Origin of the sequence: Shinella sp. WSJ-2 (assembly GCF_003432075.1) — a bacterium.
Classification (GTDB): Bacteria; Pseudomonadota; Alphaproteobacteria; order Rhizobiales; family Rhizobiaceae; genus Shinella.
Map to the genome: position 1 here is coordinate 169203 of NZ_QWBU01000009.1, position 22674 is coordinate 191876.

Annotated in this window: 18 protein-coding genes and 1 tRNA gene; 6 read left to right on the forward strand and 13 right to left on the reverse strand. The window is 63.9% G+C overall.

Features of this window, described 5'->3' with window-relative positions; all coding sequences use genetic code 11:
* Positions 1-16: 16 nt before the first annotated feature.
* From D0Y60_RS19020 to D0Y60_RS19040, 5 genes are all read right to left on the reverse strand, one after another.
* On the reverse strand, positions 17-418 hold the full coding sequence (locus D0Y60_RS19020; RefSeq protein ID WP_023513019.1) for a hypothetical protein: 402 nt from the start codon (positions 416-418) through the stop codon (positions 17-19).
* 316 nt (positions 419-734) lie between these two features.
* A complete protein-coding gene (locus D0Y60_RS19025) occupies positions 735-2714 on the reverse strand; it encodes a cation-translocating P-type ATPase (protein WP_117371531.1) in 1980 nt (659 codons plus the stop codon).
* Positions 2715-2716: 2 nt separating this feature from the next.
* Complete coding sequence (locus tag D0Y60_RS19030; RefSeq protein ID WP_117371532.1) at positions 2717-3412, reverse strand: VIT family protein; 696 nt, start codon at positions 3410-3412, stop codon at positions 2717-2719.
* A 114-nt stretch (positions 3413-3526) separates the two neighbouring features.
* The gene (locus tag D0Y60_RS19035; RefSeq protein WP_117371533.1) at positions 3527-5377 is read right to left on the reverse strand and encodes an HAD-IC family P-type ATPase; all 1851 of its coding nucleotides are present in this window, start codon (positions 5375-5377) and stop codon (positions 3527-3529) included.
* Between the two features lie 33 nt (positions 5378-5410).
* Positions 5411-6232 (reverse strand): universal stress protein, encoded by an 822-nt coding sequence (locus D0Y60_RS19040; RefSeq protein WP_117371534.1) that lies wholly within the window; start codon positions 6230-6232, stop codon positions 5411-5413.
* A gap of 140 nt (positions 6233-6372) precedes the next feature.
* Between D0Y60_RS19040 and D0Y60_RS19045 the strand changes: the two genes are divergently transcribed.
* The gene (locus tag D0Y60_RS19045) at positions 6373-6951 is read left to right on the forward strand and encodes a GNAT family N-acetyltransferase (protein ID WP_117371535.1); all 579 of its coding nucleotides are present in this window, start codon (positions 6373-6375) and stop codon (positions 6949-6951) included.
* A gap of 15 nt (positions 6952-6966) precedes the next feature.
* Here D0Y60_RS19045 and D0Y60_RS19050 read toward each other — a convergent pair whose 3' ends face one another.
* From D0Y60_RS19050 to D0Y60_RS19080, 7 genes are all read right to left on the reverse strand, one after another.
* Positions 6967-8325, reverse strand: coding sequence for an MBL fold metallo-hydrolase (locus D0Y60_RS19050; RefSeq protein ID WP_117371536.1), 1359 nt, complete (start codon positions 8323-8325; stop codon positions 6967-6969).
* Positions 8326-8362: 37 nt separating this feature from the next.
* Complete coding sequence (locus D0Y60_RS19055; RefSeq protein ID WP_117371537.1) at positions 8363-10738, reverse strand: phosphoketolase family protein; 2376 nt, start codon at positions 10736-10738, stop codon at positions 8363-8365.
* A 330-nt stretch (positions 10739-11068) separates the two neighbouring features.
* Positions 11069-11836 carry an ATP-dependent Zn protease gene (locus D0Y60_RS19060; protein ID WP_117371538.1) on the reverse strand — a complete coding sequence of 256 codons (768 nt, stop codon included), beginning with the start codon at positions 11834-11836 and terminating at the stop codon, positions 11069-11071.
* Positions 11833-13794 (reverse strand): ATP-binding protein, encoded by a 1962-nt coding sequence (locus D0Y60_RS19065; RefSeq protein ID WP_117371539.1) that lies wholly within the window; start codon positions 13792-13794, stop codon positions 11833-11835. The genes D0Y60_RS19060 and D0Y60_RS19065 overlap by 4 nt, the downstream gene beginning before the upstream one ends.
* Positions 13787-14293: a hypothetical protein gene (locus D0Y60_RS19070; RefSeq protein WP_117371540.1), complete on the reverse strand. Its 507-nt coding sequence runs from the start codon at positions 14291-14293 to the stop codon at positions 13787-13789. Before D0Y60_RS19070 ends, D0Y60_RS19065 begins: the two co-directional genes overlap by 8 nt.
* A 162-nt stretch (positions 14294-14455) precedes the next feature.
* Complete coding sequence (locus D0Y60_RS19075) at positions 14456-15496, reverse strand: hypothetical protein (RefSeq protein WP_245409230.1); 1041 nt, start codon at positions 15494-15496, stop codon at positions 14456-14458.
* A gap of 384 nt (positions 15497-15880) precedes the next feature.
* Positions 15881-16819, reverse strand: coding sequence for a hypothetical protein (locus D0Y60_RS19080; RefSeq protein WP_199564230.1), 939 nt, complete (start codon positions 16817-16819; stop codon positions 15881-15883).
* Positions 16820-16912: 93 nt separating this feature from the next.
* On the opposite strand from D0Y60_RS19080, the gene D0Y60_RS24895 reads away from it, so the two are divergent.
* The 5 genes from D0Y60_RS24895 (at position 16913) to D0Y60_RS19100 (ending at position 22591) form a co-directional block, all read left to right on the forward strand.
* Positions 16913-17176, forward strand: a complete 264-nt coding sequence (locus D0Y60_RS24895; RefSeq protein ID WP_199564231.1) for a hypothetical protein — start codon at positions 16913-16915, stop codon at positions 17174-17176.
* Between the two features lie 450 nt (positions 17177-17626).
* Entirely contained in the window at positions 17627-18091 is a 465-nt protein-coding gene (locus D0Y60_RS19085; protein WP_245409231.1) for a hypothetical protein, read from the forward strand.
* 615 nt (positions 18092-18706) lie between these two features.
* A complete protein-coding gene (locus D0Y60_RS19090) occupies positions 18707-19639 on the forward strand; it encodes a hypothetical protein (protein WP_245409232.1) in 933 nt (310 codons plus the stop codon).
* Positions 19640-19779: 140 nt separating this feature from the next.
* Positions 19780-20658 carry a recombinase family protein gene (locus D0Y60_RS19095; protein WP_245409233.1) on the forward strand — a complete coding sequence of 293 codons (879 nt, stop codon included), beginning with the start codon at positions 19780-19782 and terminating at the stop codon, positions 20656-20658.
* A 133-nt stretch (positions 20659-20791) separates the two neighbouring features.
* Entirely contained in the window at positions 20792-22591 is a 1800-nt protein-coding gene (locus D0Y60_RS19100; RefSeq protein ID WP_245409236.1) for a recombinase family protein, read from the forward strand.
* On the opposite strand, the gene D0Y60_RS19105 is transcribed toward D0Y60_RS19100, so the two are convergent.
* Positions 22548-22624: transfer RNA gene (locus tag D0Y60_RS19105), tRNA-Met, on the reverse strand. The genes D0Y60_RS19100 and D0Y60_RS19105 overlap by 44 nt on opposite strands.
* Between the last annotated feature and the right edge of the window lie 50 nt (positions 22625-22674).

The following is a 22674-nucleotide window of genomic DNA, read 5'->3' on the forward strand; positions in this document are numbered from 1 at the left end:
CAATTTCGCCCCGGCGTCAGGGCTTTTCGACGCGCGCGACCTGATAGGTGACAAACGCGCCTTCCCGCCCGACCGAGATGTATTCGCCAAGACGGAAGCACTCCTCGCCCAGGCGGAAACCGATCTCGTCGTCCCGATCACCCGGCTCGTAATCGAAATACCACTGCCCGCCGGGCTTGCGCCGCAACAGCCCGATGCGGGCCGTCTTACCGTCCCGAAAATATCGGACGCGACAGGCGTCGCGAGATTTCTTCCATTCCAGCGGATCAAGGAATCCTTCGTGGTTGAGCGGAACCAGAAGATCATAGCCTTCTTCCCGATCTCCCTCCGGATGGTCTTTGCCGCGAGCGAGAACCAACCGCACGTGGTGGAAACTTGAGGGTAGTTCTTGTGCCTTGACCACGATCCGATCCTTCATTTCCCCCCCTGATACACCATTGGCAAAGGAACGTTCTTGATCTGGCGCAAGTGAGACGAGGCATGTGTTATCCGATGCCGGCGACTATCCGGAACGGTCGAGATGGGCCTGCGTCAGGATGACCGCGCCGATCGCCGCAGGCTGAACCGGAAGCTTCTCCCAGTTAAGCTCGCGCAGGTTCTTGAGCCCCTGGAACAGCCCGCAGTCGATAAGGATGCGGTGGCGCGCCGAGCGATGTCAAAGTCAGCATCGGTGTCCCTTTGCGGTTTTTAGGACAGGGAAGGTCCGGCTGCCGCCCAATCAGCACTGGGTCCAATCATGGTGTGGTGGGCGAGGTCGCCCGCGATCCGGACGTGCTGCCCGTTTGATCCTGGAACTCATATTGACGAGAATGGTGGAGATAGCCGTCGGTGGCGCGGATTCGGTCCGACAGGAGGCGTAGGCCATTCAGCACGACCAGAACGGTGCCGCCTTCGTGTCCGATCACCGCGAGCGGAAGCGGCAGGTCGAAGAACAGGCCGCCGGTCACAAGTACCAGCATGGCGCCGATCGCGAGGACGAGATTCTGTCGGATGATGACGGCCGTCCGCCGTGCAAGCCGGTGCGCATCGGCCAGCTTCTTCATGTCTTCCGACAGCAGGGCGACGTCGGCGGCCTGCAGTGCGACGTCCGACCCCGCCGCGCCCATGGCGATGCCGACGTCGGCGCGAGCCAATGCGGCGGCATCGTTGACGCCATCGCCGACGAAAGCGACCTTGCCATCACGCGCGAGGTCGCCGACCTGGAGCACCTTGTCCTGCGGCAGCATCTCGGCATGAACCTCGCCGGGCGCAAGGCCAAGTTCCGTACCGATGCGCAAGGCCACCGGCCTGCGGTCGCCGGTCATCATCACGATGCGGTTGACGCCACCGGCGCGAAGCGCGGCCAGCGCCGGGGCTGAGCTGGCTCTTGCTTCGTCCGCAACACTGACCGCCCCCAGAACGGTCGCACCGCGCCCAAGATAGACCACGGTCTGAGAACTGTCGGCGAGTTCACGGAACGCCGGATCATCGACGGAGGCGCCCATGTCCTCGACGAGGTGAGCGTTGCCGGCCCATATCGGGCCGAAGGAATCGTAGCCGACGATGCCGGCGCTCGGATGCGACGTAACGTCCACGACCGCCACCGGCTCAACGCCATGAACCAGGGCCTCACGACGGATGGCGGCAGCGATGTGATGCTCGGAATGCGCTTCCAGCCCGGCAAGGAGCGAAAGGAAACGGCGATCCTCACCATCCAGGGCGACAATTCGCGTAACCTCTGCACGTCCATTGGTCAGGGTCCCGGTCTTGTCGAACGCGAAGGTATCGACAGCGGCGAGCGTTTCGAGCGCACCGCCCCCCTTGAACAGCACGCCGCCTCGCGCCGCGGCGGAGAGCGCCGACAGGATCGCTGCCGGGACTGAGATGACGATCGCGCAGGGACTGGCGGCGACCAGGAGTGTCGCGGCCTTGTAGAGGGCCTGTTCCCAGTCGCGGCCAAGCCAATAGAAGACCGCAAGGGCCAGAGCGGAGCCCAGCAGGACACCGACCGTATAACGCTGGCCGAACCACGCGCTGAAGCGCTCGGACGGCGCCTTCGCTTCCTGCGCCTCGGTGACGAGCTGGATCATGCGCGCGATCGTGCTGTCGCCGACCGTCCTGGTGACGGTCACGTCAAGGACCCCGTCAAGATTGACGGTCGCCTCGAAAACCTGCTCGCCCGGTTCCTTGGAGACCGGCATCGACTCACCGGTGATATTGGCTTCGTCGATTCCGCCACGGCCATGCAGGATCACACCGTCGGTCGGCACGCGTGCGCCCGGACGCAGCACCACCACATCGCCGACGGCAAGCTCCGCAGCAGGAACCTCCACCGTGGTCCCTTCCTCTCCTTTGCGGAAAGCCGTCTCCGGCCGGAGCGCCATGAGCGCCTCAACAGCCCTGCGCGCGCGTCCCAATGCCTGGTGCTCAAGCGTGGTCGACACGCTGAACAACGTCAGCAACACCGCGCCTTCGAACGGCGCCCCGACGATCGCCGCCGCCACGGCCGCGACGACCATCAGAAGATCGATGTCGAGGATATGATCGCGCCACAACGCCGTCAGGGCGCTCCAGGTGGCGGGAAGCCCTCCGGCCAAATAGACCATCGCCAGACCGGGAGATCTTAGAATGGAAAGGCCTTCCGCCGGCGGCCAGGTCCCGGCGACGGCCAGCATCATCCCGAGGACCGCAATTGCCGACATGACGGTCTGGAAATCGAGCGACAGACGTTTCATCGTCACACCGCCCGGCCGATCACGGAGCCGATCAATGCGGTCGAGGCCATCGCGACAGCGCCCCAGAACACCACCCGGATAGTCGGTTTCCAGATGCTGGCGCCGCCCGCCCGTGCCCCGATTGCGCCGAGGATGGCAAGACCGATGAGGCAAGCAAGGGACACGGTCCATGCAGCCGTTCCGGCCGGCGCAAGCAGGGCGACGATCAACGGCAAAGCCGCACCCGCCGCAAACGTGACCGCCGAGGTCAGCGCAGCTTGAACCGGTCTTGCCATCACATGGCTCGCCAATTCGAGTTCATCCCGCGCATGGGCTTCGAAGGCATCCTTCGCCATCATCTGTTCGGCGACCTGCCGGGCCAGCTCTGGGGCCACGCCGCGCTGCTCGTAGATTGCCGCGAGTTCGGCCAACTCGGCCTCCGGCTGCGTCGCCAGCTCGTGCCGTTCCCGCGCCATGTCGGCTTCCTCGGTATCGGCCTGCGAACTGACCGACACATATTCGCCCGCCGCCATCGACATCGCCCCGGCCACCAGACCGGCAACACCGGCAACAAGGATCTCATGCGAGGCGTTGGTCGCCGCGGCGACACCGACGATCAGGCTCGACGTCGAGATCAACCCGTCATTGGCACCCAGTACAGCCGCCCGAAGCCAGCCTATCCGTTCGATGAGATGATTTTCCTTGTGAAGGGCGCGCATGAATGGTGCTCCGAGCAGTGATTGTGTGTGCAGCGGGATGATGCTGCGTCGACGCAACCTCATTCCGTGATGGAAGGAAAACGCAGAAAAATGTTCAGTTTAGAATTATTCTAACTAAAGGACTAATTCAAGATACAACCGGGGCGCGTCGTTGATGCCGTCGCCGAGATAGCCGACCACGTGACCGTGCCCGCGCAACGCCGCGATGATGCGCTCCTTCTGGTTCGGGTCGATCTCGGCGAAGATGTCGTTCTGCGTGACGCGGCGGACGAGCGCCTCCTTGGTCAGGCTGTGCACCTCCTCTCCCGTCAGGATGCGGCGATGCGGCAGGCCGACGATCTCGGCCAGATGGGCGGCGACATGGCGGTTGTCGCCGGTGATGACCTTCACCCTGATGCCGCGCACGGCGATGGCCTTCAGCGTTTCCGCCATGCCCGCCTTGGGCGGATCGAGGAAGAGCAGGAAGCCGGCAAAGGCAAGCCCCGCCTCGTCCTCGGCTCGATAGGCATCCTTCCGCGCAAAACGCTGCACGGCGAGCCCGAGCACGCGATAGCCCTTCCCGCTCCAGGCTCGCACCGTCTCGTCGATCCTGGCAGCCTGCACCTCGTCAAGGGGAACAGTCGCGCCGGCCTCCATCACGGACGAGCAGGCGGCGACGACGGTCTGCACCGCCCCCTTGCAGATCACGAGATCCTCCGCCTCGCCCGGCCGGCGGACGACGACCGAAAGCCTCTTGCGAATGAAGTCGTAGGGGATCTCGTCCGCCTTGATATAGCCGGCAAGGTCGTCTTCCGGCCGCTTACCGGCGGCGATGGCCTCGTCGAGCGGGTTCGCCATACCGGTCTGGAGGGTAGCGTTGAGGAGTGCCCAGAGCCGCACCTCCTGCGCCTCGGCCCCGGCAACGTCGAGGCAGGCGTCGAGATGGATGACGCCCTCGGTGAGGGTGCCGGTCTTGTCCGTGCACAGGATGTCCATACTGCCGAGATTCTCGATGGCCTCCAGCCGGCGCACGATGACGCCGTTCGCCGCCATGGTACGGGCGCCCCTCGCCAGCGTCACGCTGATGATCGCCGGCAGCAGCTCCGGCGTCAGCCCCACGGCGAGCGCCAGCGAGAACAGCAGCGAATCCACCGCCGGCCGGTGCAGCAGAAGATTGGCGAAGAAGACGAGGATGACGATGACCAGCATGATCCTCGTCATGAGATAGCCGAAGCGGCGGATGCCCCGCGCGAACTCCGTCTCCGGCGCGACATGCGCGATGGCCGCGGCGATGGCCGCGAATTCCGTCTGCCCGCCCGTCTTCACCACGGCCATCGTCGCCGTCCCGCTGCGCACGGAAGTGCCGGTGAAGGCCGTGTTCGTGCGTTGGCTGACCGTCGCCGCCGGCGGGCACACGCCTGCAGTCTTGACCACCGGAAAGGTCTCGCCCGTCAGCGCAGCCTCACTGACATTGAGCTCGCGCGTCTCCAGAAAAATGCCGTCGGCCGGGATAAGATTTCCCGCCGAGAGCCGGACGATATCGCCGGGCACGACCTCCTCGACAGAGATCGACGTCTCCCTGCCGTCGCGCAACACGAGGACCTTGCGCCCGATGCGCGCGGTCAGAGCCTCCATCGCACGCGAGGCGCCATATTCCTGCGTGAAGGAGAGGATGCAGCTCGCCAGCACGATGACGGCGATGATCGCCGCCTCGCTTCCCTCCCCGACAACGGCCGAGACGCCCGCCGCGAAGATGAGGATCAGCACCAGCGGGCTGCGGAACTGACGCAGGAAAGCCGCGATGGCCGAGGCGCCGCGCCGTGCGTGGATCGAGTTGTCGCCGAAGGCGGCAAGACGCGCCGTCGCCTCGTCCGAAGAAAGGCCGTCCGCGCGGCTTTCCAGCCCGGTGAGAAGCGTGTCGGCGGGGATAGACCAATACGCGGCATCCACGGTCTTCGGTGAGAACGTTTCCGGCTGCATATGCATGTCTCCGCTCCTGGCCGCCCCGATTGATGTCTGTCAGTTCGACATGAAGCGGTTGAGCCGGATCTCGTCGAGCAGCGAGCGCGTCACGCCGCCGAAGGCCCATTCCCTCAAACGGCTGTGTCCATAGGCGCCGGATACGACGAGATCAGCGTCGTGCCTGTCGATCAATTCGACCAGGCTTTCGCTTTCCCGGTGGCTCTCCACGGTCTCGCTGCGCGACGCAACGCCGTGCCGCGCGAGGAACGAGACCACGTCGGCGATGCCCTCGCGGGCCCATTGGTCGATCGTGGAGGCGACGGTGGCGACGACGACGTCGTTTGCATCCTGAAGCAGCGGCACGGCATCGAACACCGCCCGCCGCGCCTCCTTCGTGTCTTTCCAGGCGACGACGACCTTGCGGCCGACGCGCTGCTCCGTGCCGGCCCCCACCACCAGGAGCGGCCGGCCCGCCTGCAGGGCGACGCTTCCCGGATCAGCGGCGCGCGCCCGGTCGCCCGTCGTCGCCCCGCGCCGTGCCTGGGTAACGATGAGATCTGCCGTCCGCGCCATCTGCACGAGCGCATAGGTCGGTCCTTCCGTGGCCTGGCGCCATCCGGTCTCGACCGCGCCGGCGACCAGCCTCTCGAATTCGGCACGCAACTCCTTGAAGCGGCGCTCGTCGTCTTCCCGCATCTGCTGCATCACTTCGGTGGCGAGCGCCACGCCTTCGGGGCCTGTCACCGGCAGGTAGGCGTCGGCGGCGCAAAAGCCGATCAGGCGGGCGCCGGAGCGCTGCGCCAGCTCGCTTGCCGCCTTGACCACCGGCTCGGCCGGCCCGTCGATATCCAGGTTCACGAGAATGGATTTGTAGCTCATGGGACTGTTCCTCCGTCCTGTCTGTCGCGGCAAAGGATAGCCCCGCCGGGGGACGGCGCCTTGACGCGGATCAAGGCCCGGTCGCGGCGGCGGGCGCACAATGATAGTATCGATCCAGACCCTTGCGAAGGAGAACCGCGATGACGGATCCTCATCATGACCAGCCGGAGCGGGCGGACGCCTCCGCCGCGCTAGAAGCCGCCGACCTCTGGCGCTGCGATCTGGTGACGCGTAGCGGGCTCGTGCTGCGCATTCGCCCGGTCCGCCCCGAGGACGAGGCGGCGCTCGGCGATTTCTTCGCCCGTCTGGCGCCCGCGGACCTGCGCTTCCGTTTCCTCGGCGGCGTGCGCGAGGTGAGCCATGAGCGCCTCGTCGCGATGACGCGGGTCGATCACCGCGCGACCGAGCACTTCCTCGCCTTCGCCGAGGACAGCGGGACCATCATCGCGGCGGCGATGGTCGCCTGCGACCCGTCGACGAAAAAGGCCGAGGTGGCGATCTCGGTACGCGCGGAGGACAAGCACAAGGGCGTCGCCTGGGAAATGCTGCGCCATGCGGCCCGCTACGCGCAGGCTCGCGGCGCCGAGGCGCTGGAATCGCTGGAAAGCCGCGAGAACCGCGAGGCCATCGAGCTGGAACGCGAACAGGGCTTCCTCGCCGTTCCCTATCCCGACGATCCGACGCTCATCCTGATCCGGAAGGACCTCCGCCTCACCTGAGCCGGGCCTTGCGGCTCACAGCTCGAATTCCTGGTCGAGACGTGGCACCACGCTTTCCCACCCGAGCTCCCGCCCGATGCGGATGCGCAGCGCCTCTGAGGCTTCCGGCTCACCGTGCACGATGAAGACCTTGCGCGGCGGGCGCGGGCAGGTGGAGAGCCAGCGCATCAGCTCGCCGGCATCGGCATGGGCCGAGAGCATGTCGAGATGCGCCACCTCCGCATTGACCGGCACCCAGGAGCCGTGGATCTTCAGTTCCCTCGCCCCGTCCTGAAGCGCGCGCCCGCGCGTGCCCGCGGCCTGGAAGCCGGCGAGCAGGATCGTGTTGCGCGCATCGGGCGCAAAGGCTTTCAGATGATGCAGCACGCGCCCGCCCGTCGCCATGCCAGAGGCGGAGATGACGATCTTGGGGAAGCGGCTGGCGCTGATCGCCTTCGACGCCTCGACGTCTCCGGTGCAGCGGGCGATGGAGAAGACGTCCCTGCAGGTCTTCGCGTCGAGGCGGTGGTCCGGCAGGTGCCGACCCATGAGCCCGGTCGCCTCGATGGCCATGGGACTGTCGAGGAACAGCGGGATCTCGCCGAGATGCCCCGCCCGCTTCAGCTTCCAAAAATAGTAGAGCAGTTCCTGCGCGCGGCCGACCGCAAAGGCCGGGATGACGAGCGTACCGCCGCGCGCGATGGTCCGCTCGGCGACCACCCGCAGCGCCTCGGCCGGGTCGCTCCTGTCGTGGATGCGGTTGCCGTAGGTGGATTCGACGAGGATATAGTCGGCCTCCACGGTAGGGGCGGGATCGGGCATCAGCGGATCGCCGTAGCGGCCGATATCGCCGGAAAAGACGATCTTTCGGTCACCCCACTCCAGTTCCACCCATGCCGCGCCGAGAATATGGCCGGCGGGATGGAAGCGGAACGACGCATCCCCGCCAAGCCGCACTCTCTGACCGAACTCGGCGGTCGAGAAATGCTCCACCGCCCGCTGCGCATCCCCGACGCCATAGAGCGGCAAAGCCGGCTGGTGCCGCGACAGCTTGTGCCGGTTGAGGAATTCGGCGTCCTTCTCCTGAAGATGGCCGCTGTCCATCAGGATCAGTTCGGCGACGTCGCGAGTGGCGGGCGTCGCATGGACCTTGCCGCGATAACCCTCGCGCACGAGGCGCGGCAGGTATCCGCAATGGTCGAGATGTGCATGGGTGAGGATCACCGCGTCGATGTCGCGCGGCGCCACCGTCAAGGGCGCCCAGTTGAGCTCGCGCAGGTTCTTCAGGCCCTGGAACAGGCCGCAATCGACAAGGATACGGTGCTCGCCGAGACGGAGGAGATGCTTGGAGCCGGTGACGGTCCCGGCACCGCCGAGCGATTTCAATGACAGCATGTCCTGCCTCCCCTTCCCCGATGTGCTCCTCGATCCGCTAAGGCGCTTCCGGCCGCGGATAGGGCCACTTCCAGTCGCGGATCTCGGGCATGTCCTCGCCGTGCTCGCGCACATAGGCATGGTGCGCGTCAAGCTTCGCCTCCAGCGCGGCGATGAGGCCGGGCCGGCGCGCGGCAAGGGCCGGCAGGCGCTCTATGGCCTCCATGGCAAGATGGTAGCGGTCGAGCCGGTTCATCACGGCCATATCGAAGGGCGTGGTCGTCGTGCCCTCCTCGATGAAGCCCCTGACGTGGAAATTCGGATGGTTGGTGCGTTTGTAGACCAGCCGGTGGATGAGATAGGGATAGCCGTGATGGGCGAAGACCACGGGCCGGTCGCGGGTGAAAATCCGGTCGAAGGCCGCATCGTCGATGCCGTGCGGGTGATGCTGCGGCGATTGCAGCGCCATCAGGTCCACGACGTTGACGACGCGGATGCGAAGGCCCGGCACCGCCTGGCGGAGCAGGTCGACCGCCGCGAGCGTCTCCATGGTCGGCACGTCGCCGGCCGCCGCCATCACTACGTCGGGTTCGAGCCCGCCTTCCGTGCCCGCCCAGTCCCAGATGCCGAGCCCGGCCTCGCAATGGCGGGTAGCCTCGTCCATCGCCAGCCATTGCGGCGCCGGCTGCTTGCCGGCCACGATGACGTTGATGCGGTTCCATGTCCGCAGGCAATGGTCGCCGACCCATAGCAGCGTGTTGGCGTCCGGCGGCAGGTAGACGCGCACGATATCCGCCCCCTTGTTGGCGACGAGGTCGATGAAGCCGGGGTCCTGATGGGAAAAGCCATTGTGGTCCTGCCGCCAGACATGGGAGGTGAGCAGGTAATTGAGCGAGGAGACGGGGCTGCGCCAGGGCAGCTCGCGCGCCACCTTCAGCCATTTCGCATGCTGGTTGAACATCGAATCGACGATGTGGATGAATGCCTCGTAGCAGGAGAAGAAGCCGTGCCGGCCGGTAAGCAGATAACCCTCCAGCCAACCCTGGCACAGATGCTCGCTGAGCACTTCCATGACGCGGCCTTCCGGCGCGAGGTGGTCGTCCGTCTGCAGCGTCTTGGCCATCCACACCCGGTCCGTCGCCTCGAAGACGCTGGAGAGCCGGTTGGAGGCCGTCTCGTCCGGCCCGAAGACGCGGAAGTTGCGATCCGCCGCGTTCAGCCGGATCACGTCGCGCAGGTAGTCGCCGAGGATCTTCGTCGCCTGTGCCTCGACCGCGCCGGGCCGCTCCACGGCGACCGCATAGGCGCCGATATCGGGCGTGCGCAGCTCCTTGCGAAGGACGCCGCCATTGGCGTGCGGACTGGCGCCCATGCGGCGCGCGCCCGTGGGTGCCAGCGCCCGCAGCTCCGGCTTCAGGCGGCCATCCGCATCGAAGAGGTCTTCGGGATCGTAGCTGCGCATCCAGGCTTCGAGGATGTCGCGGTGGGCGGCGTTGGTGCGGCACTCGGAGACGGGCACCTGATGGGAGCGCCAATGGTTTTCCACCATCTTGCCGTCCACCTCCTTCGGCCCCGTCCAGCCCTTGGGGCTGCGCAGCACGATCATCGGCCAGCGCGGCCGGCGGGCGGGCTCGTCCTTCACCGCGGCGCGGATGGCCGCGATGCGGTCGAAGGCGGCGTCGAGCGCGGCCGCCATGGCCCTGTGCATCGCCTGCGGCTCATGCCCCTCCACGAAGATCGGGTCGTAGCCGTAGCCGGTGAAGAGATGGGCCAGCTCCTCGTCCGGCAGGCGCGCCAGCACGGTCGGGTTGGCGATCTTGTAGCCGTTGAGATGGAGGATCGGCAGCACCGTGCCGTCGCTGACGGGGCTGAGGAACTTGTTGGAATGCCAGGCGGCGGCGAGCGGGCCGGTCTCGGCCTCGCCATCCCCCACCACGCAGGCGACGACGAGGCCCGGATTGTCGAAGGCCGCGCCATAGGCATGCACCAGCGCATAGCCGAGTTCGCCGCCCTCATGGATGGAGCCGGGCGTTTCGGGGGCCGCGTGGCTCGGAATGCCGCCGGGGAAGGAGAACTGCCGGAACAGCGCCTTCAGCCCCGCCTCATCCTCGCCGATCTCGGGATAGACCTGCGAATAGGTGCCTTCCAGATAGGTATTGGCCACCATGCCCGGCCCGCCGTGGCCGGGGCCGCAGATATAAAGGACATCGGCGTCGCGCGCCCGGATGATGCGGTTGAGATGGGCATAGATGAAGTTGAGGCCCGGCGTCGTGCCCCAGTGGCCGAGAAGGCGCGGCTTCACATGCTCCGCCTTCAAAGGCTCGCGGAGCAGCGGATTGTCCATCAGGTAGATCTGGCCCACCGAAAGATAGTTGGCCGCCCGCCAGTAGCGGTCGATCAGCGCGAGGTCTTCGAGGTCAGGATCATTCGCCATGCATTCTCTCCCTGCGGCCGGATCGAAAAGGCCGACGTTCGCATTCGAGGAGATTGCGCAAATAGGCCTAATGGTCCCTGAGCAACCACGACGCCGCGTCCGACCAAGGCCGATACAAGGTCATGCGGAGCGAACTCCTGTCTTCCGTCCGATATGGTCTCACCCTAGACGTTTTCGCGCAATGGATCTTGATTTAGCTCAACGAACGGCGAGACTCGCCAAAACGTCCTCTGTCCAAGCGCGCCGCCTTACCCCGTTTGATGGCAAACTGACGTTGACTCAACATCGGAGCAATCACCGACGGCAATCGATGCTCGCCCGAATCACAGTCTACACGGAAGGCGGTCGATCACCGTCTTTGAGGAGGCGTCTTACGGCCTCGCCATCCAAAGCCTGCGCATCGAACAGCGCGTTGGTGAGCGCATCAAGCTTATCGCGGTTCTCATTGACAATCTCGACCGCCCTCGCAAATGCCTTTTCCAAGCGCGCATGGATGCGGGCTGCGAGATCGGGATTAGCATCGAGCACGGCGGTCGGGTCCTTATCATCGCGGTAGAGCAGCGGCTGGGTCGCCCCGAAGCCGAGGGACCGCTCCATGGCGAGCGCCATCTTCGTGGCCCGTGCCAGATCGCTGTCATCGGAGCCACCCGATCCGGCGGACACCTTGCCGACGACGATCTGCTCGGCGGCGCGCCCCGCCATGAGCATGGCGAGCATGTCCTCACGGTAGCCCAGCGTATCGCTGCCGGATGCGGTGAATCCGAGCTGGCTGTAGCCGCCGCCTCCGGGCGCATCGATGTTGAGCCCATGGATCGGCCCCAACCTCAAGGCATGATGTACGACTGCGTGACCAGACTCATGGATGGCGAAGCGCCAGCGCAAATCATACGGCACCTGCGGCCGGTCCATCCGGATACCATCCTCGAGATCTTCATACCGGATCGACCGCTTTTCGCGGCGGGCCTTCAGCCGCGCCTGGCGAACGATCCGCTCGATATCGGCGCCGGTCAGCCCCATCGCCCTCGTTGCCAGCCGCTTCAGAAGGGACACGGCCGCTTCAAGCGTACCCGGTTCAATGTGCTTCGATGTCATTGTCATGTCGCGGCTCCTTCCCGAGCGTCCCTCAAGGTGTGTTCGTCGCTGTCCCGATCGGCCTGGATGTTGGGTGCTTCTGCCTCGTCGGCACTCATCCCCGCGGCCTCGGAACCCACCTCATCGGCCTTGGTCTCATCCGACGCCTTTCCATCGACCAGCGATGCGAGATCATCGCCGAGATGGTGAGCGAAGATTTCCGTGAGCGTGGCGATATCCGGCAAGGGGATCTCGATATGCGTCTCCAGGCGTCCGGAGCGTTTCAGCGCATCATCGATCTCCTGGGGCCGGTTCGTCGCGCCGACGATGATCAACCCCTCGCTCTTGACCGCCCCGTCCAACAACTCGAGCGCCTTGTTAACGATGGTGTTCCAATAGTCGGCATATTCCCGTTCGGCCGGCTGCCGCTTGCCGATGCCATCGATCTCGTCGATGAACAGGATCGCCGGCGCCATGGCCCGGGCCTCGACGAAGGTCTTGCTCATCCGGTCGATGACGTCGTTGAGATGCCCGCCCTGCAGCCAAGTCGATACGGATGTGACGACCAGCGGAATCTGCAGGCTGTTGCAAAGCGCCCGAGCAAAAGTCGTCTTTCCGGTCCCGGGCGGTCCATGGAGCAGAAGTTTGGTGCTCATGTCCGACCAGGCGAGAGCGCCCGCCCTGTGATCGGCCAGATCAGCCTTCAGATCCAGCGCCCAGGTCTTGGCCTTGCCGTAACCGGCGAGCGTCTCGACCACGAGCGACGGACGATCGTTTTCTCCCGGTCCCCATGGCTCCGGCTGGATGACCTCGGCGCCTGACAGCTTGTCGCGTTTCCATCCACCGCCGCTATCTTTTCCGGATGAGGACTTCTCCGACGATTTCGCATCCTGCTTCGACTTCGATGATTTGCCAGCGCCTTTGGATGCCGGTTCGTCGTCATCATCGTCATCCTCCCGAGCGGCAACACGATTGCGCTCGGTGAGGGACGCCAGCACGGCAATGACCTGGGATGCGCTGCGCCCCGGCCGGAACGCCAGCACGACATCATCGATCGTCAGGTAATGCGCGTCGTAGGCCGTCGACCATTGCTCCAGCGCCGTGATACCGTTGGCACCATGCATCGCCTCCACCATGGCACTGAGGAAGGGATAGTCCAGCCTGCCTGCCGCAAGGCCGATGTCGGCGGCAATGGCGATGTCGGACGGGATGGCCTCCGCCTTCTCGCTGATCGCAACGACAGGATAGTCACGCGTCGTCGCATTCACCAGCCGGCGCCGAAGCGTGGCGCCGGCGATGCGCGCGATGCTATGTCCGAGGAACTGAATGTACGTACGGCCTGCACCCTCGGGTCCGGCAAAGGTGCCGTCATCATAGACGTATTCTCCATCGATGCCGCTCAAGGCGCCGCCCGGCACGAAGCCCGGTGTCTCGATGAGGCGGCGCATGGCCTGCTCAAAGCCGACGATCGGCCCATGCAGCGCGACGACAGGCGCCGACATGGCGGCAGCACGGACGATCCTGGCAAGCGGCACACGACCGTTCTCGATCGCACGGGCCAGCACGAGGGCCGCGACGATGTTGCTGATCAGCGGCGCCTTGCCCGCCCGCCCGACCAGACCGACGGCATAGGCACGGCGTTTGTGATCGATTGCCGCGACATGATCGCTGGCTGTCACTTGACCGAGCCGGTAGAGAGACGGCAGGAAAGATGTCGGCGACTTACCTTCAGTCGTTACAATGTCGGACTGCTGAGGCGGCGGCAGAAGGTAGCCGCCGAAGTTCCGACGAACCCACGCCACGTCGCGGTCGTGGTCTCCGGAAAGAGACGCGGTTTCGAAGGCTGGCGAGTAGCGCCGCAGAACGTGCCCGCCCACTTCGACGATTTTCAACGACAAGAGGCCATTGAGATGGGCGTTGCGCTGGGCTTCGCGCCGGGCGATGCGTTCGAGGCGACGCAGGAACAGGCGGGACAGCTTATTCATCGATCCGCCCCTCCGTCATCGCGGCAATAATTGCCGTTTTGCCGCTGGGCGGTTGCCCCTTGGTCGGCCATCGCTTCTTCAGACTGCCCGGTCTTGCCTGGCGACGCTCCCGGATCAGGCGGCGAAGAGGACGGGGCTTGGCCGAACCCGGACTGCCCGCATCCGGCTGAGTCGAGACCGCCAGATCGCGATTACGGCTGGAAAGCCAGTCGAGCAGCAGGCGGCAGGCCGGGTTGCCTGTATCGGCATGGGTCTGCAATCGGCCGATGACCGTATCCGGTACGAGGCCGGTCAAGCCCGTACCCTGCCGGACATGGCCGAGCGCCAGGCCGATCAGATGCGCTGGATCGTCACCAGTCGGGAGACCAGTACCGTATCCGGGATAGCGCAGGACAGTGCCGTGCGCACGATGGCAGACGAGGTTGTGGGACGTCGAGGACGGCGGGATCGCCTCACAGCGGATGCGTGGCGGCACATCCAGATTGATATCGGAAGACATGGGAACTCCTTGGCCGGACCGCGTTCGGTCCAGCGCTTATGAGAAGAACAGGATGGGAAAGCCGCGGCCTTGACGCGAGGGATCGCTACGCGACACCTGACGGCAAGCGTCAGGGCGCGGCGGTCAGGCCATCAGGCAGCAGCGAGCAATGTGCGGCCGAGCTCAATGCCTGGCAGGGCGCCGGGCAAAGCCGATCCGGATGAAGGCCGGCGTCGGCTCGTCCTCATCGACGCCCGGTTCGTCACGATCGTGATCATCATCGTGTGAACGCGCCGCCTGGTCTTCTTCAAAAGTCCGGCTGGGCCCGTTGAGATTGATCCGCGAGCAAGCGGGTGCGGGCACGATGACCGCCTCCGACGCACAGATGGCGATCTGCTCCTTGCCGCCGAGGGCCTTGCGCGCCTCGACCTCGAGAAGCTGCTGCACCCGGATGCCGAAGCGCAGGCGCAGTTCGGCCATGCAGGCGGCAACACCATCGATCTCCAAGAGGTCGTCGAGTTCGGACAGCGCCCAGACACCATTGGCATGATCGCTCGGACGGCTGGCGCCATCGACGATGGCCACTTCGACCGCATCGACCATCAGCCGCTTCTGGTTCTTGTAGAGCCAGTCCGGCAGGACCATGGCCGACGCCATCATTTTGAGCTTCAGTTCCTCAAGACGGCTCGTGTCACCATAGGATGCGAGCGACCGTTTGACGTCGAGGATATAGGCCGTGTGCCGGGCGCGGTTCACGACGATCAGGTCCGGCGTGTAGCTGCCCTTGGCCGGCGCCTCGCAATCGAGCTTGATGCCGTCGAGGCTGGACCAGTCATTTCCAGTTACCGCTTCCATGGCCGCCTTTACCAGCGGCAGCTTCAGGGACTGGGTGAGGACGAGGATGCTCGGGTTCGCTTTCGCCACACGCTCGACCGCCTGCTCCAGCAGCTTGCCTTCCCGGAACGACACCGCCCGGACGAGCGAGGCGATGTTGACGTAGTGACCGAGGATCTCGTCTTCGGCCGGTTCGCCGTCCATGATGGCGTTGATGGCTCGATTGATCAGCAGATCGAGATCGGCTTCGACATCGGCAAAGCGGACGAGATGCGGATGGCGGCGCAGCACTGCCGGGTCGCGAACCGGAGCCGGAACCGCATTGCGGCCAAAGCCGAATAGGCGCGGGCGGAGCCCAGAAGCTGCGGCAGCTTCGGCCGCGTCGATCATGGAACGGAGAACTTCCCCAGCGGGGACAGAAACGGTATTCGTGCTCATAGCCCGATTCCTTCTTGTACAAGGTTGACGGTCAGGCCCTTGTCGATGTTGGCGCATCGGCTTGGGCCGCTTTGTTCCGGCCATCCGGAACAGCCGCAACCTGGCAGGACCGGCGCTCGGGCTCAAGGACCCCTGGACCAAAAATGAGAACGGGACCGGAACAAGGTTAACGCCGGGCTCACGGTCGCTTCGATCTGGCCATCCGCTGAGGCTCGAACGCCTGCCCGCGGCCAAAACATCTCGAGGCCGAAGCCGGGCAAGACAAAGGGCCGACAAGCGGCCCTTGAAGGTTTGGCTGGAAGGCCGACCGATCGACCTTCCAGCATGTCGAGAGCTTTACGCGGTCAGTTGCGGTGCGGATGCGCCTTCATCCAGGAGCGTTTCGCCCAAACCGTCTGCCGCCTCGTCGGCTGCCAGCGGCGGGACCGCCACGACCTGCTTGCGGACCTTGGATGTTTCGCGGCTGACGACCATCAGCCCGCCTGTCGCCTGCTCAAGCGCTTCGCCGAACCGCTCCGTGAAGCGATCCAGATCGATCTCGACCGAGGCGTCGGCCTGATCCTTGCCCTGCTCTGCTTCCGCTTCAGGGGTCAACTCGACCACATCGTCGACGGCGACCATCTTTTCTACCGATTGGGCCAGCGGCCATTTCGGCTTGCGCTCCTTCGAGATCGCCCATTCGAGGACCGGCAAGACCTCATCGCGAAGCCAACCGGGCAATTCCTTGGACTTCGGCCAGGTATCGAAGAGCCCAAGCTTCTGCAGCGTTTCGTTCACCACCGCCCACTCGGTCTTCTTCGGAAACTGGGTCGAGCGCGGATGGCGGCGCAGGTCGCTGTCCGGTTCCACGAACTGCGCCAGGCTTTCAAGTTCCATACGCGCGACACGGGCAAGATCTTCAACCTCCCTGGCCAGCGCCTCCTTGATCACCCGCTTCTGGTCCAGCGCCGCCTTGATGGCCTGCACAATGACCTCGATATGGACGATGAACAGTTTCACGCCGTCGCGGATCTTGACCGCGATCAGCGCCTTCAGGCCGGTCACACCCCCTGCTCCATGGAGGTCACCCCGGGCAGTCTTGTCCTTGGCCTCATCGCCATCGCCCAGGATGGTTTTCACATCGAGCACACGGAGACGGCCATGCTCCTCGCCATGGGCGATCGCATCGCGGATCTTCTCATGCGGCGCGTGCGCCAGATGGAACATGACAGTCGGGCTGGCCGACAGGTCGACCAGATCATCCCGGTATTCGCCGAGATTGCGCGCGACGGACATATAGGCCCTCGCAGTGCGGGCGGCCAAGCTGCACCGCCTCTTGACCCATTTGTCGAAGAGACCGTCGGCGAGCAGACCAGAAGCGGAAACAAGATGCTCTCCGAGCAGGAAGCTCTGCTCGGTCGTGCGGCGGCCGAGATCAGAGATATTCCCGGCAGCAATTTCGAGCTGGTCACGAAGAACCGCATCCGCGATCCCGAGCTTTTCATAGTGATGGGCGAAGGCGGAAGGCAGGACAAACTTGGATGCACTCACGATAAAACCTCACTGGTTACTGATAATATACGTTCGACACAAACATCGAACACACATATGGTCACCGCAACATCAGTAATTGTCAAATCGGCCATCAAGTGACACCCAAGTAAAGGCTCATTATTTACTTTCATATATACAATTAATATTTCAATTATTTCTCAAATTAACCATATTCCAGCATCACAAAATTATTTTCTACTTTTATTGATACTTAATCACCGTTTCTCCCGGATTCAGACCGCAATCAGTCGCTTCAGGCCTCGGACAAACACTTCCGTTAACAGGGCGTGGCAGGAACCGCCGCCTGGCGCGGAAAGCCCGATACGGCGGCAGTTGAGCGATATCCGGCGAAGCAGACAATCTGGCAGGCATCGTCTCAATGTGCCGGTATGTCATCTCAGCGTGCCCGCACATCGAGACAAATTGCGCATTTTTGATTCCGGTTTCCGGATTTCCGATTCAGAGCTGTGAAGCTTTGATTCCGCAAACGCCGTTTCGTCTCCGCACGTCATCTCGATCTAGCTCGACGTGCCCGCAGGTCATCTCAAGTTGCGCATCCGCGATTCCGAACCGTGGATTTCCGATTCACGAGCCGGGATTTCTGATTCCAGCACAAGCGGCGTTGCCGGTAAGGCGCTGGTCTGGCAAGGAGGCCGCAGGGCATATGGGAGTGGCATCATGGCCAGAAAGTCAGAAGAGGACCGCAATCGCGAGCAGCGCGAACGTCAGCAAAAGCTGCGTGACGCCGATCGCAAGGCAAGGCGTCCTAACCGGGACGATATTGCCCGCACGGCGCTCTTCATGACGATTTCCAGCATGGCGGCCAGGGACGCGAAAGAGGTGCTGGAGGATTTTCAGGACCGGGTGGTCAGGATGCTTGTAGAGCAGGGATTTGACGAGCGGGAGTCCGACATCGTCTTCGAGGAACTCGTCGCCAAGTATCGCACAGGCGACTGGCCGTTTCGTCGCAAGGTCCACCTTCTCCATCCCGAGGATCCCGATCGGGACGCTTGAGGCGGCGTCGGCCCGCTCTGCGCCGATCTCGACCTTTCCATCAATAGGTGCCGGTCAACGCCTGACGGCGTTTGCAGGTTCTGACACGTTTCCCCCCGTTACTTCATAAAACGCCGTTCGATTCTGAATCGGATTTCCAGAGGTTTCACGCGCTGGGCCTGATGCTGATCGGCTTGTGCGATCGGCGCCTCACTTCAGATGTCGGCTCTAAACCGTTGCATTTTCGCAACACCAAACCGAATCGAGTGGTTACCAGTGCGTAAGTGCCGATCGCCGCTCCGGAGCAAGTCTCGACTTTTCAACGAGATGGCGTGTCCCATTTTGAGAATGCCCCCTGAATTCACTCAAATTACCTCAACGATTACAGATACTTGCTAAAAGATAACGCCTGTGATTAGTGGCAGGCAGCGATGTTCAACCCAGGCCAGTCCAAGGAACGGAAGGAGGCGCCCATGTTCGATTACCGTCATGTTGATGGCGCCATTATGCCGCCGTCAGGAGACCTTGTGTGCCGGACACCCACCTCGGGGTTCTGCACCGGCCGCATGCGCGATGACGCCCTGCGCGCGGATCTTCGTCGACGACGACGAAGATCTGCTCACGAAAGGAGTCATCATGTCGCATACCCCTACCCCTCCCTCGCAGGAAGAGACCTCCAAGCGCGCCCGCTCTGAGGGCGATCGCCAGAACAATGTTCTGGCGTTCCCCTTCGACAAGACGAGTGCTGCCCGCAGCATTCAGGCAGAACTCGCTCGGCGCGCAAGTGCTCCGGTAAAACCGGCGGCGACCAAACCCCTACCCGATGTCGGAGCGATCAAGACCCGCTACCTTCACGACGTCGTCAAGGATACCAGGTCCCGCCTGTATGACGGACTGTGCGTCATCGCGTCCATCGCCGGCGTGACCGTGTCTCAGGCCGCCGATGCGATCCGCCAGGTGCGGTACGGCGCGCGCTGGCTCGACTTCTCGTACACACCGCCTGTCAAATGGGTGAGTGCTCACGAGATCGAGCAGGCCCTGCGCCTGGTCGGATATGTGGGAAAGTGGCGCTACGTTCCCGACCGGCCGACGCTTGCTGCCTACCTGAATGGTCGCACCGGAATGGAGCGTGACTACCCTTGCGTCGTGTCTCTCAGCACGCACTGCGTTGCCGTGAGCGGCGGTGTCTTCTGTGATGTCTTCAGCGGCGGAGTCGTCGTCGACATCGATGACGCCGAAGGTCGCCGCAAGAGGGTCGGCCGCGTTCTGGTGCTGACCGAGCGGATCGCGCCCTCGGCGATCGCCACCAGGGACCCGGCGCCGAAGAAGGCGGGTGAGAACGGCAAGGCGATCCGCCTTTTGCGCGAGGCAATCAAGGCTGAGACGGGAGCAACCCGTATCAGGCTCACCCCGAACGAGGTCTTCGTGACCGGCCCGGCCGAAGCCGGCTGGCACTGGCTGGGCAATCGCGACAGTATCGAGGACCAGATCCTCATGCCGCGACCCGACAACCGTCTCGCCGGCAATACCGGGGCAGCCGCGGCCTACCGCGCCGTAATGGGTTACTAGCCGCGTCCATGCGGCCGGCGTGACCGCGGCAATTATTGCCGCGCGCAATCACCCTCGGCGCCGCCCCATCACGCACCACCGCCAGACCATGAAGGACTGGCGGCTGGCGCGGGCTCCCAAGCGATCCGCGCCAGGCTAACATGTCCCCCAAAATCATTTCTCAAGCTCCAGGAGCCCCCATGACAAAGAAAGTCCTGCTCTACCTCCGCAACTCGGCCGATACGCTGCACACCGCCTGCGCCGATTCGCAGCGTTATTATGCCGAGACCTTCATCCGGAAGAACGGCTGGAAACTGGAACTGACCTGCCGTGACGAAGACATCGGCGAGGTCGTGTTTACCGCACAGCCCGGCATCCACAAGCTCCTCGAAGAGGTCGATATCGGATCGATCGATATCGTCCTGTGCCATACGCTGGACCGCTTGTGCTCGCGCTTTGCCGTCGCGGAACGGCTGCTGCATGAACTCGAAGCGAAAGGCATCGAAGTCTGGGCCGCCGATCCCGGTGTGCGGATCAAGGCCGCAGATCTCATCGACCACTACTACAACAACCCCGACGGAACGCTCGCACGAGGGCGCCGTCGTTCGCCGATGCCCGATGACCTCTATGAGGCCGAGCACCTTGTACCGCTGCCCTACGGCTACCGCTACACCGGAGCCCACAATGCCGATGGGACGTATATTTTCGGGTTCAGGGTTCTCGAACGCGAGACCGCCGCAGTCGTCCTGCGGATTTTCCAGATGTATGCCGACGGAATGTCGCCGGCAAAAATCGCCGACGCACTGAACGCTCAAGGCATTCCCGGCCCCCACGGCAGGATGTGGCGTGACGCCACCATCCGCGGCGGCCGCGATCGGCGAACCGGCATCCTCAATGACGAGATCTATATCGGCCGGTCCTGGGTACCGGGCCGTGAGTACGATTTCGCGCCTGCCTTGCGAATCGTCGGCGACGAACTCTGGAGGCGCGTGAAGCTGCGCCAGGATTTCGCCTGCCGGCGTGCTGCGGCATCGCCGTAACGCCCTCGCCGAGACATCAGACTGGCCGGCGCTGCCGGCCAGTGTTCCCCACAATATTGTTTGAGATGGAATTCAGACCGTGACCAAGAACGTCCTGTTTTATGCCCGCTACTCCACCGACCGCCAGCACGAAGTGTCGATCGAAACGCAGATCGAGCTGGGCGAAGCCTTCGTCAAGCAGAAGGGCTGGAAACTGGTCGCCACCTATTCCGATGCCGCGGTCAGCGGCACGAGCTATCAACTCCGCCCTGGCATCCAGAGCCTGATGGCGCATGTGAAGCGCGAGCGCATTGATGTCGTGCTTTGCGTCACGGTCGACCGCCTGTCGCGCGACATCGAGCACAGCGCCAAGATCCTCAAGGAACTGCGCTACCGCGACGCCGACATCTGGACCGTCCATGCCGGCACGCCGGTCACCGATCTTGAGATGGCGCTCAGAGCCGCACTCAGCCATGAACTGGTTGAGCAGATCCGTTACCGCACCCGCGAAGGCATGAAGACCGCCGTGAAGAAGGGCAAGGCGTCGACCTGCCTCGCTTACGGCTACAAGCTGTCGCAGCAGCGCGATGCCAATGGTGACCGCATCCGGGGTCTGCGGGATATCGAACCGGTCAAGGCGGAAGTCGTTCGCCGCATCTATCAGCTCTATGCCGACGGGATGTCTCCGCGCGACATCGCGCACCTCCTCAACAATGAAGGCGTCCCCGGCCCGCGCGGCCGCAAGTGGCGCGATACGGCGATCCGCGGCCATGTCCGCCGTGGCAGCGGCATTCTCAACAACGAGAGCTATATCGGCCGCATCGTCTGGAACAGGCGCCAGTACCGCAAAAATCCGGAGACCGAACGACGAACCGCCCGTGCCAACGACGCCACCGAGTGGGTATTCAAGGACGTCCCGGAGATGCGCATCGTATCGGATGAGCTGTGGCAGCGCGTCAAGGAGCGGCAGAGGCAAGTGGGCGAGCTGTTCGATTTCGGGCAGAGCAACCGGCTCAATGCGACGCACCGGCCGGAGTATCTTCTGAGCGGCATGCTCGAATGCGCGGAATGCGGCGGTCCCTACGCCATTTCGGGCAAGGATCGTTATAGCTGTACGAACCGGAAGAAGCGCCTGCCGATCGACGACCTCGGCGGCGCCTGCTGCGGCAACAGCAAGACGATCACCCGCCACGAACTGGAAGAGCGTGTCCTCAACTGCATTCCGGCCGCCTTCTACTCGCTCGACATCTTCGACCGGATTTCGCAGAAGATGGTCGCGCACGAGGTGAGCAAGCTGGAGAGCGCTCCCTCCCGGAAGAACCAGTTGACCGCCGAGCTTGCGACCATCAAGTCGCAGCAGGCAAGCCTGATGCAGCAGATCCGGGACCGGCATGCCGAAGGCCGGCCGCGTCTTGCGATCCTCGACGACCACCTGGATGAGCTGGAAGTCAATCGTGAGAGGCTGGTCATGGAACTTTCCGCGGCCGAAGAGCCCGCTGCGGAAGGTTTTCAGGAGAAGATCGCCAGGCTGAAGGCGCAGTTCAATGCGGCCAACACCGAGATCGCCATCCGCAAGCTTCTCTTCCTCGCCCGCAACAATGCCGACGAACAGGCCAAGCGCCGGCTGATGCCGATCGTGCGGGACCTGATCCAGACGGTCGTCATCGGCAAGACGCCGGGTCACCGGCCGGCATCCCTGCAGGTCCATGGCGACATCGCCAATATCATGGCCTCGATGGATGTGATCGACATCATGCAGCAGCAGTTCGTCGCCGCCGCCCAGAACGATCTGATGGCCCGTATTGCTTCGGGTGAGATCGACACGGAGCACAAAAAGAAAAAGCTCCTCGAGGCTTACGCCGAGGAGCTTTTGCGCAAATATCCCGAATGGGAGAATTTGCAAGTCTCAGTGGTTGCGGGGGCAGGATTTGAACCTGCGGCCTTCAGGTTATGAGCCTGACGAGCTACCGGGCTGCTCCACCCCGCGTTACCCGGTTTTTGCCGAAGGCAAGATACCGTGACGGCGCTGCCGTCGTG

What these genes read in the sequence shown, in the direction of transcription:
- D0Y60_RS19040 (WP_117371534.1), bottom strand. Translation starts at nt 6,232, where the DNA reads ATGAGCTACAAATCCATTCTCGTGAACCTGGATATCGACGGGCCGGCC.
- D0Y60_RS19020 (WP_023513019.1), bottom strand. Translation starts at nt 418, where the DNA reads ATGAAGGATCGGATCGTGGTCAAGGCACAAGAACTACCCTCAAGTTTC.
- D0Y60_RS19045 (WP_117371535.1), top strand. Translation starts at nt 6,373, where the DNA reads ATGACGGATCCTCATCATGACCAGCCGGAGCGGGCGGACGCCTCCGCC.
- D0Y60_RS24895 (WP_199564231.1), top strand. Translation starts at nt 16,913, where the DNA reads ATGCTCTCCGAGCAGGAAGCTCTGCTCGGTCGTGCGGCGGCCGAGATC.
- D0Y60_RS19030 (WP_117371532.1), bottom strand. Translation starts at nt 3,412, where the DNA reads ATGCGCGCCCTTCACAAGGAAAATCATCTCATCGAACGGATAGGCTGG.
- D0Y60_RS19060 (WP_117371538.1), bottom strand. Translation starts at nt 11,836, where the DNA reads ATGACAATGACATCGAAGCACATTGAACCGGGTACGCTTGAAGCGGCC.
- D0Y60_RS19075 (WP_245409230.1), bottom strand. Translation starts at nt 15,496, where the DNA reads ATGATCGACGCGGCCGAAGCTGCCGCAGCTTCTGGGCTCCGCCCGCGC.
- D0Y60_RS19070 (WP_117371540.1), bottom strand. Translation starts at nt 14,293, where the DNA reads ATGTCTTCCGATATCAATCTGGATGTGCCGCCACGCATCCGCTGTGAG.
- D0Y60_RS19095 (WP_245409233.1), top strand. Translation starts at nt 19,780, where the DNA reads ATGTCCCCCAAAATCATTTCTCAAGCTCCAGGAGCCCCCATGACAAAG.
- D0Y60_RS19090 (WP_245409232.1), top strand. Translation starts at nt 18,707, where the DNA reads ATGTCGCATACCCCTACCCCTCCCTCGCAGGAAGAGACCTCCAAGCGC.
- D0Y60_RS19025 (WP_117371531.1), bottom strand. Translation starts at nt 2,714, where the DNA reads ATGAAACGTCTGTCGCTCGATTTCCAGACCGTCATGTCGGCAATTGCG.
- D0Y60_RS19080 (WP_199564230.1), bottom strand. Translation starts at nt 16,819, where the DNA reads ATGTCCGTCGCGCGCAATCTCGGCGAATACCGGGATGATCTGGTCGAC.
- D0Y60_RS19035 (WP_117371533.1), bottom strand. Translation starts at nt 5,377, where the DNA reads ATGCATATGCAGCCGGAAACGTTCTCACCGAAGACCGTGGATGCCGCG.
- D0Y60_RS19050 (WP_117371536.1), bottom strand. Translation starts at nt 8,325, where the DNA reads ATGCTGTCATTGAAATCGCTCGGCGGTGCCGGGACCGTCACCGGCTCC.
- D0Y60_RS19055 (WP_117371537.1), bottom strand. Translation starts at nt 10,738, where the DNA reads ATGGCGAATGATCCTGACCTCGAAGACCTCGCGCTGATCGACCGCTAC.
- D0Y60_RS19065 (WP_117371539.1), bottom strand. Translation starts at nt 13,794, where the DNA reads ATGAATAAGCTGTCCCGCCTGTTCCTGCGTCGCCTCGAACGCATCGCC.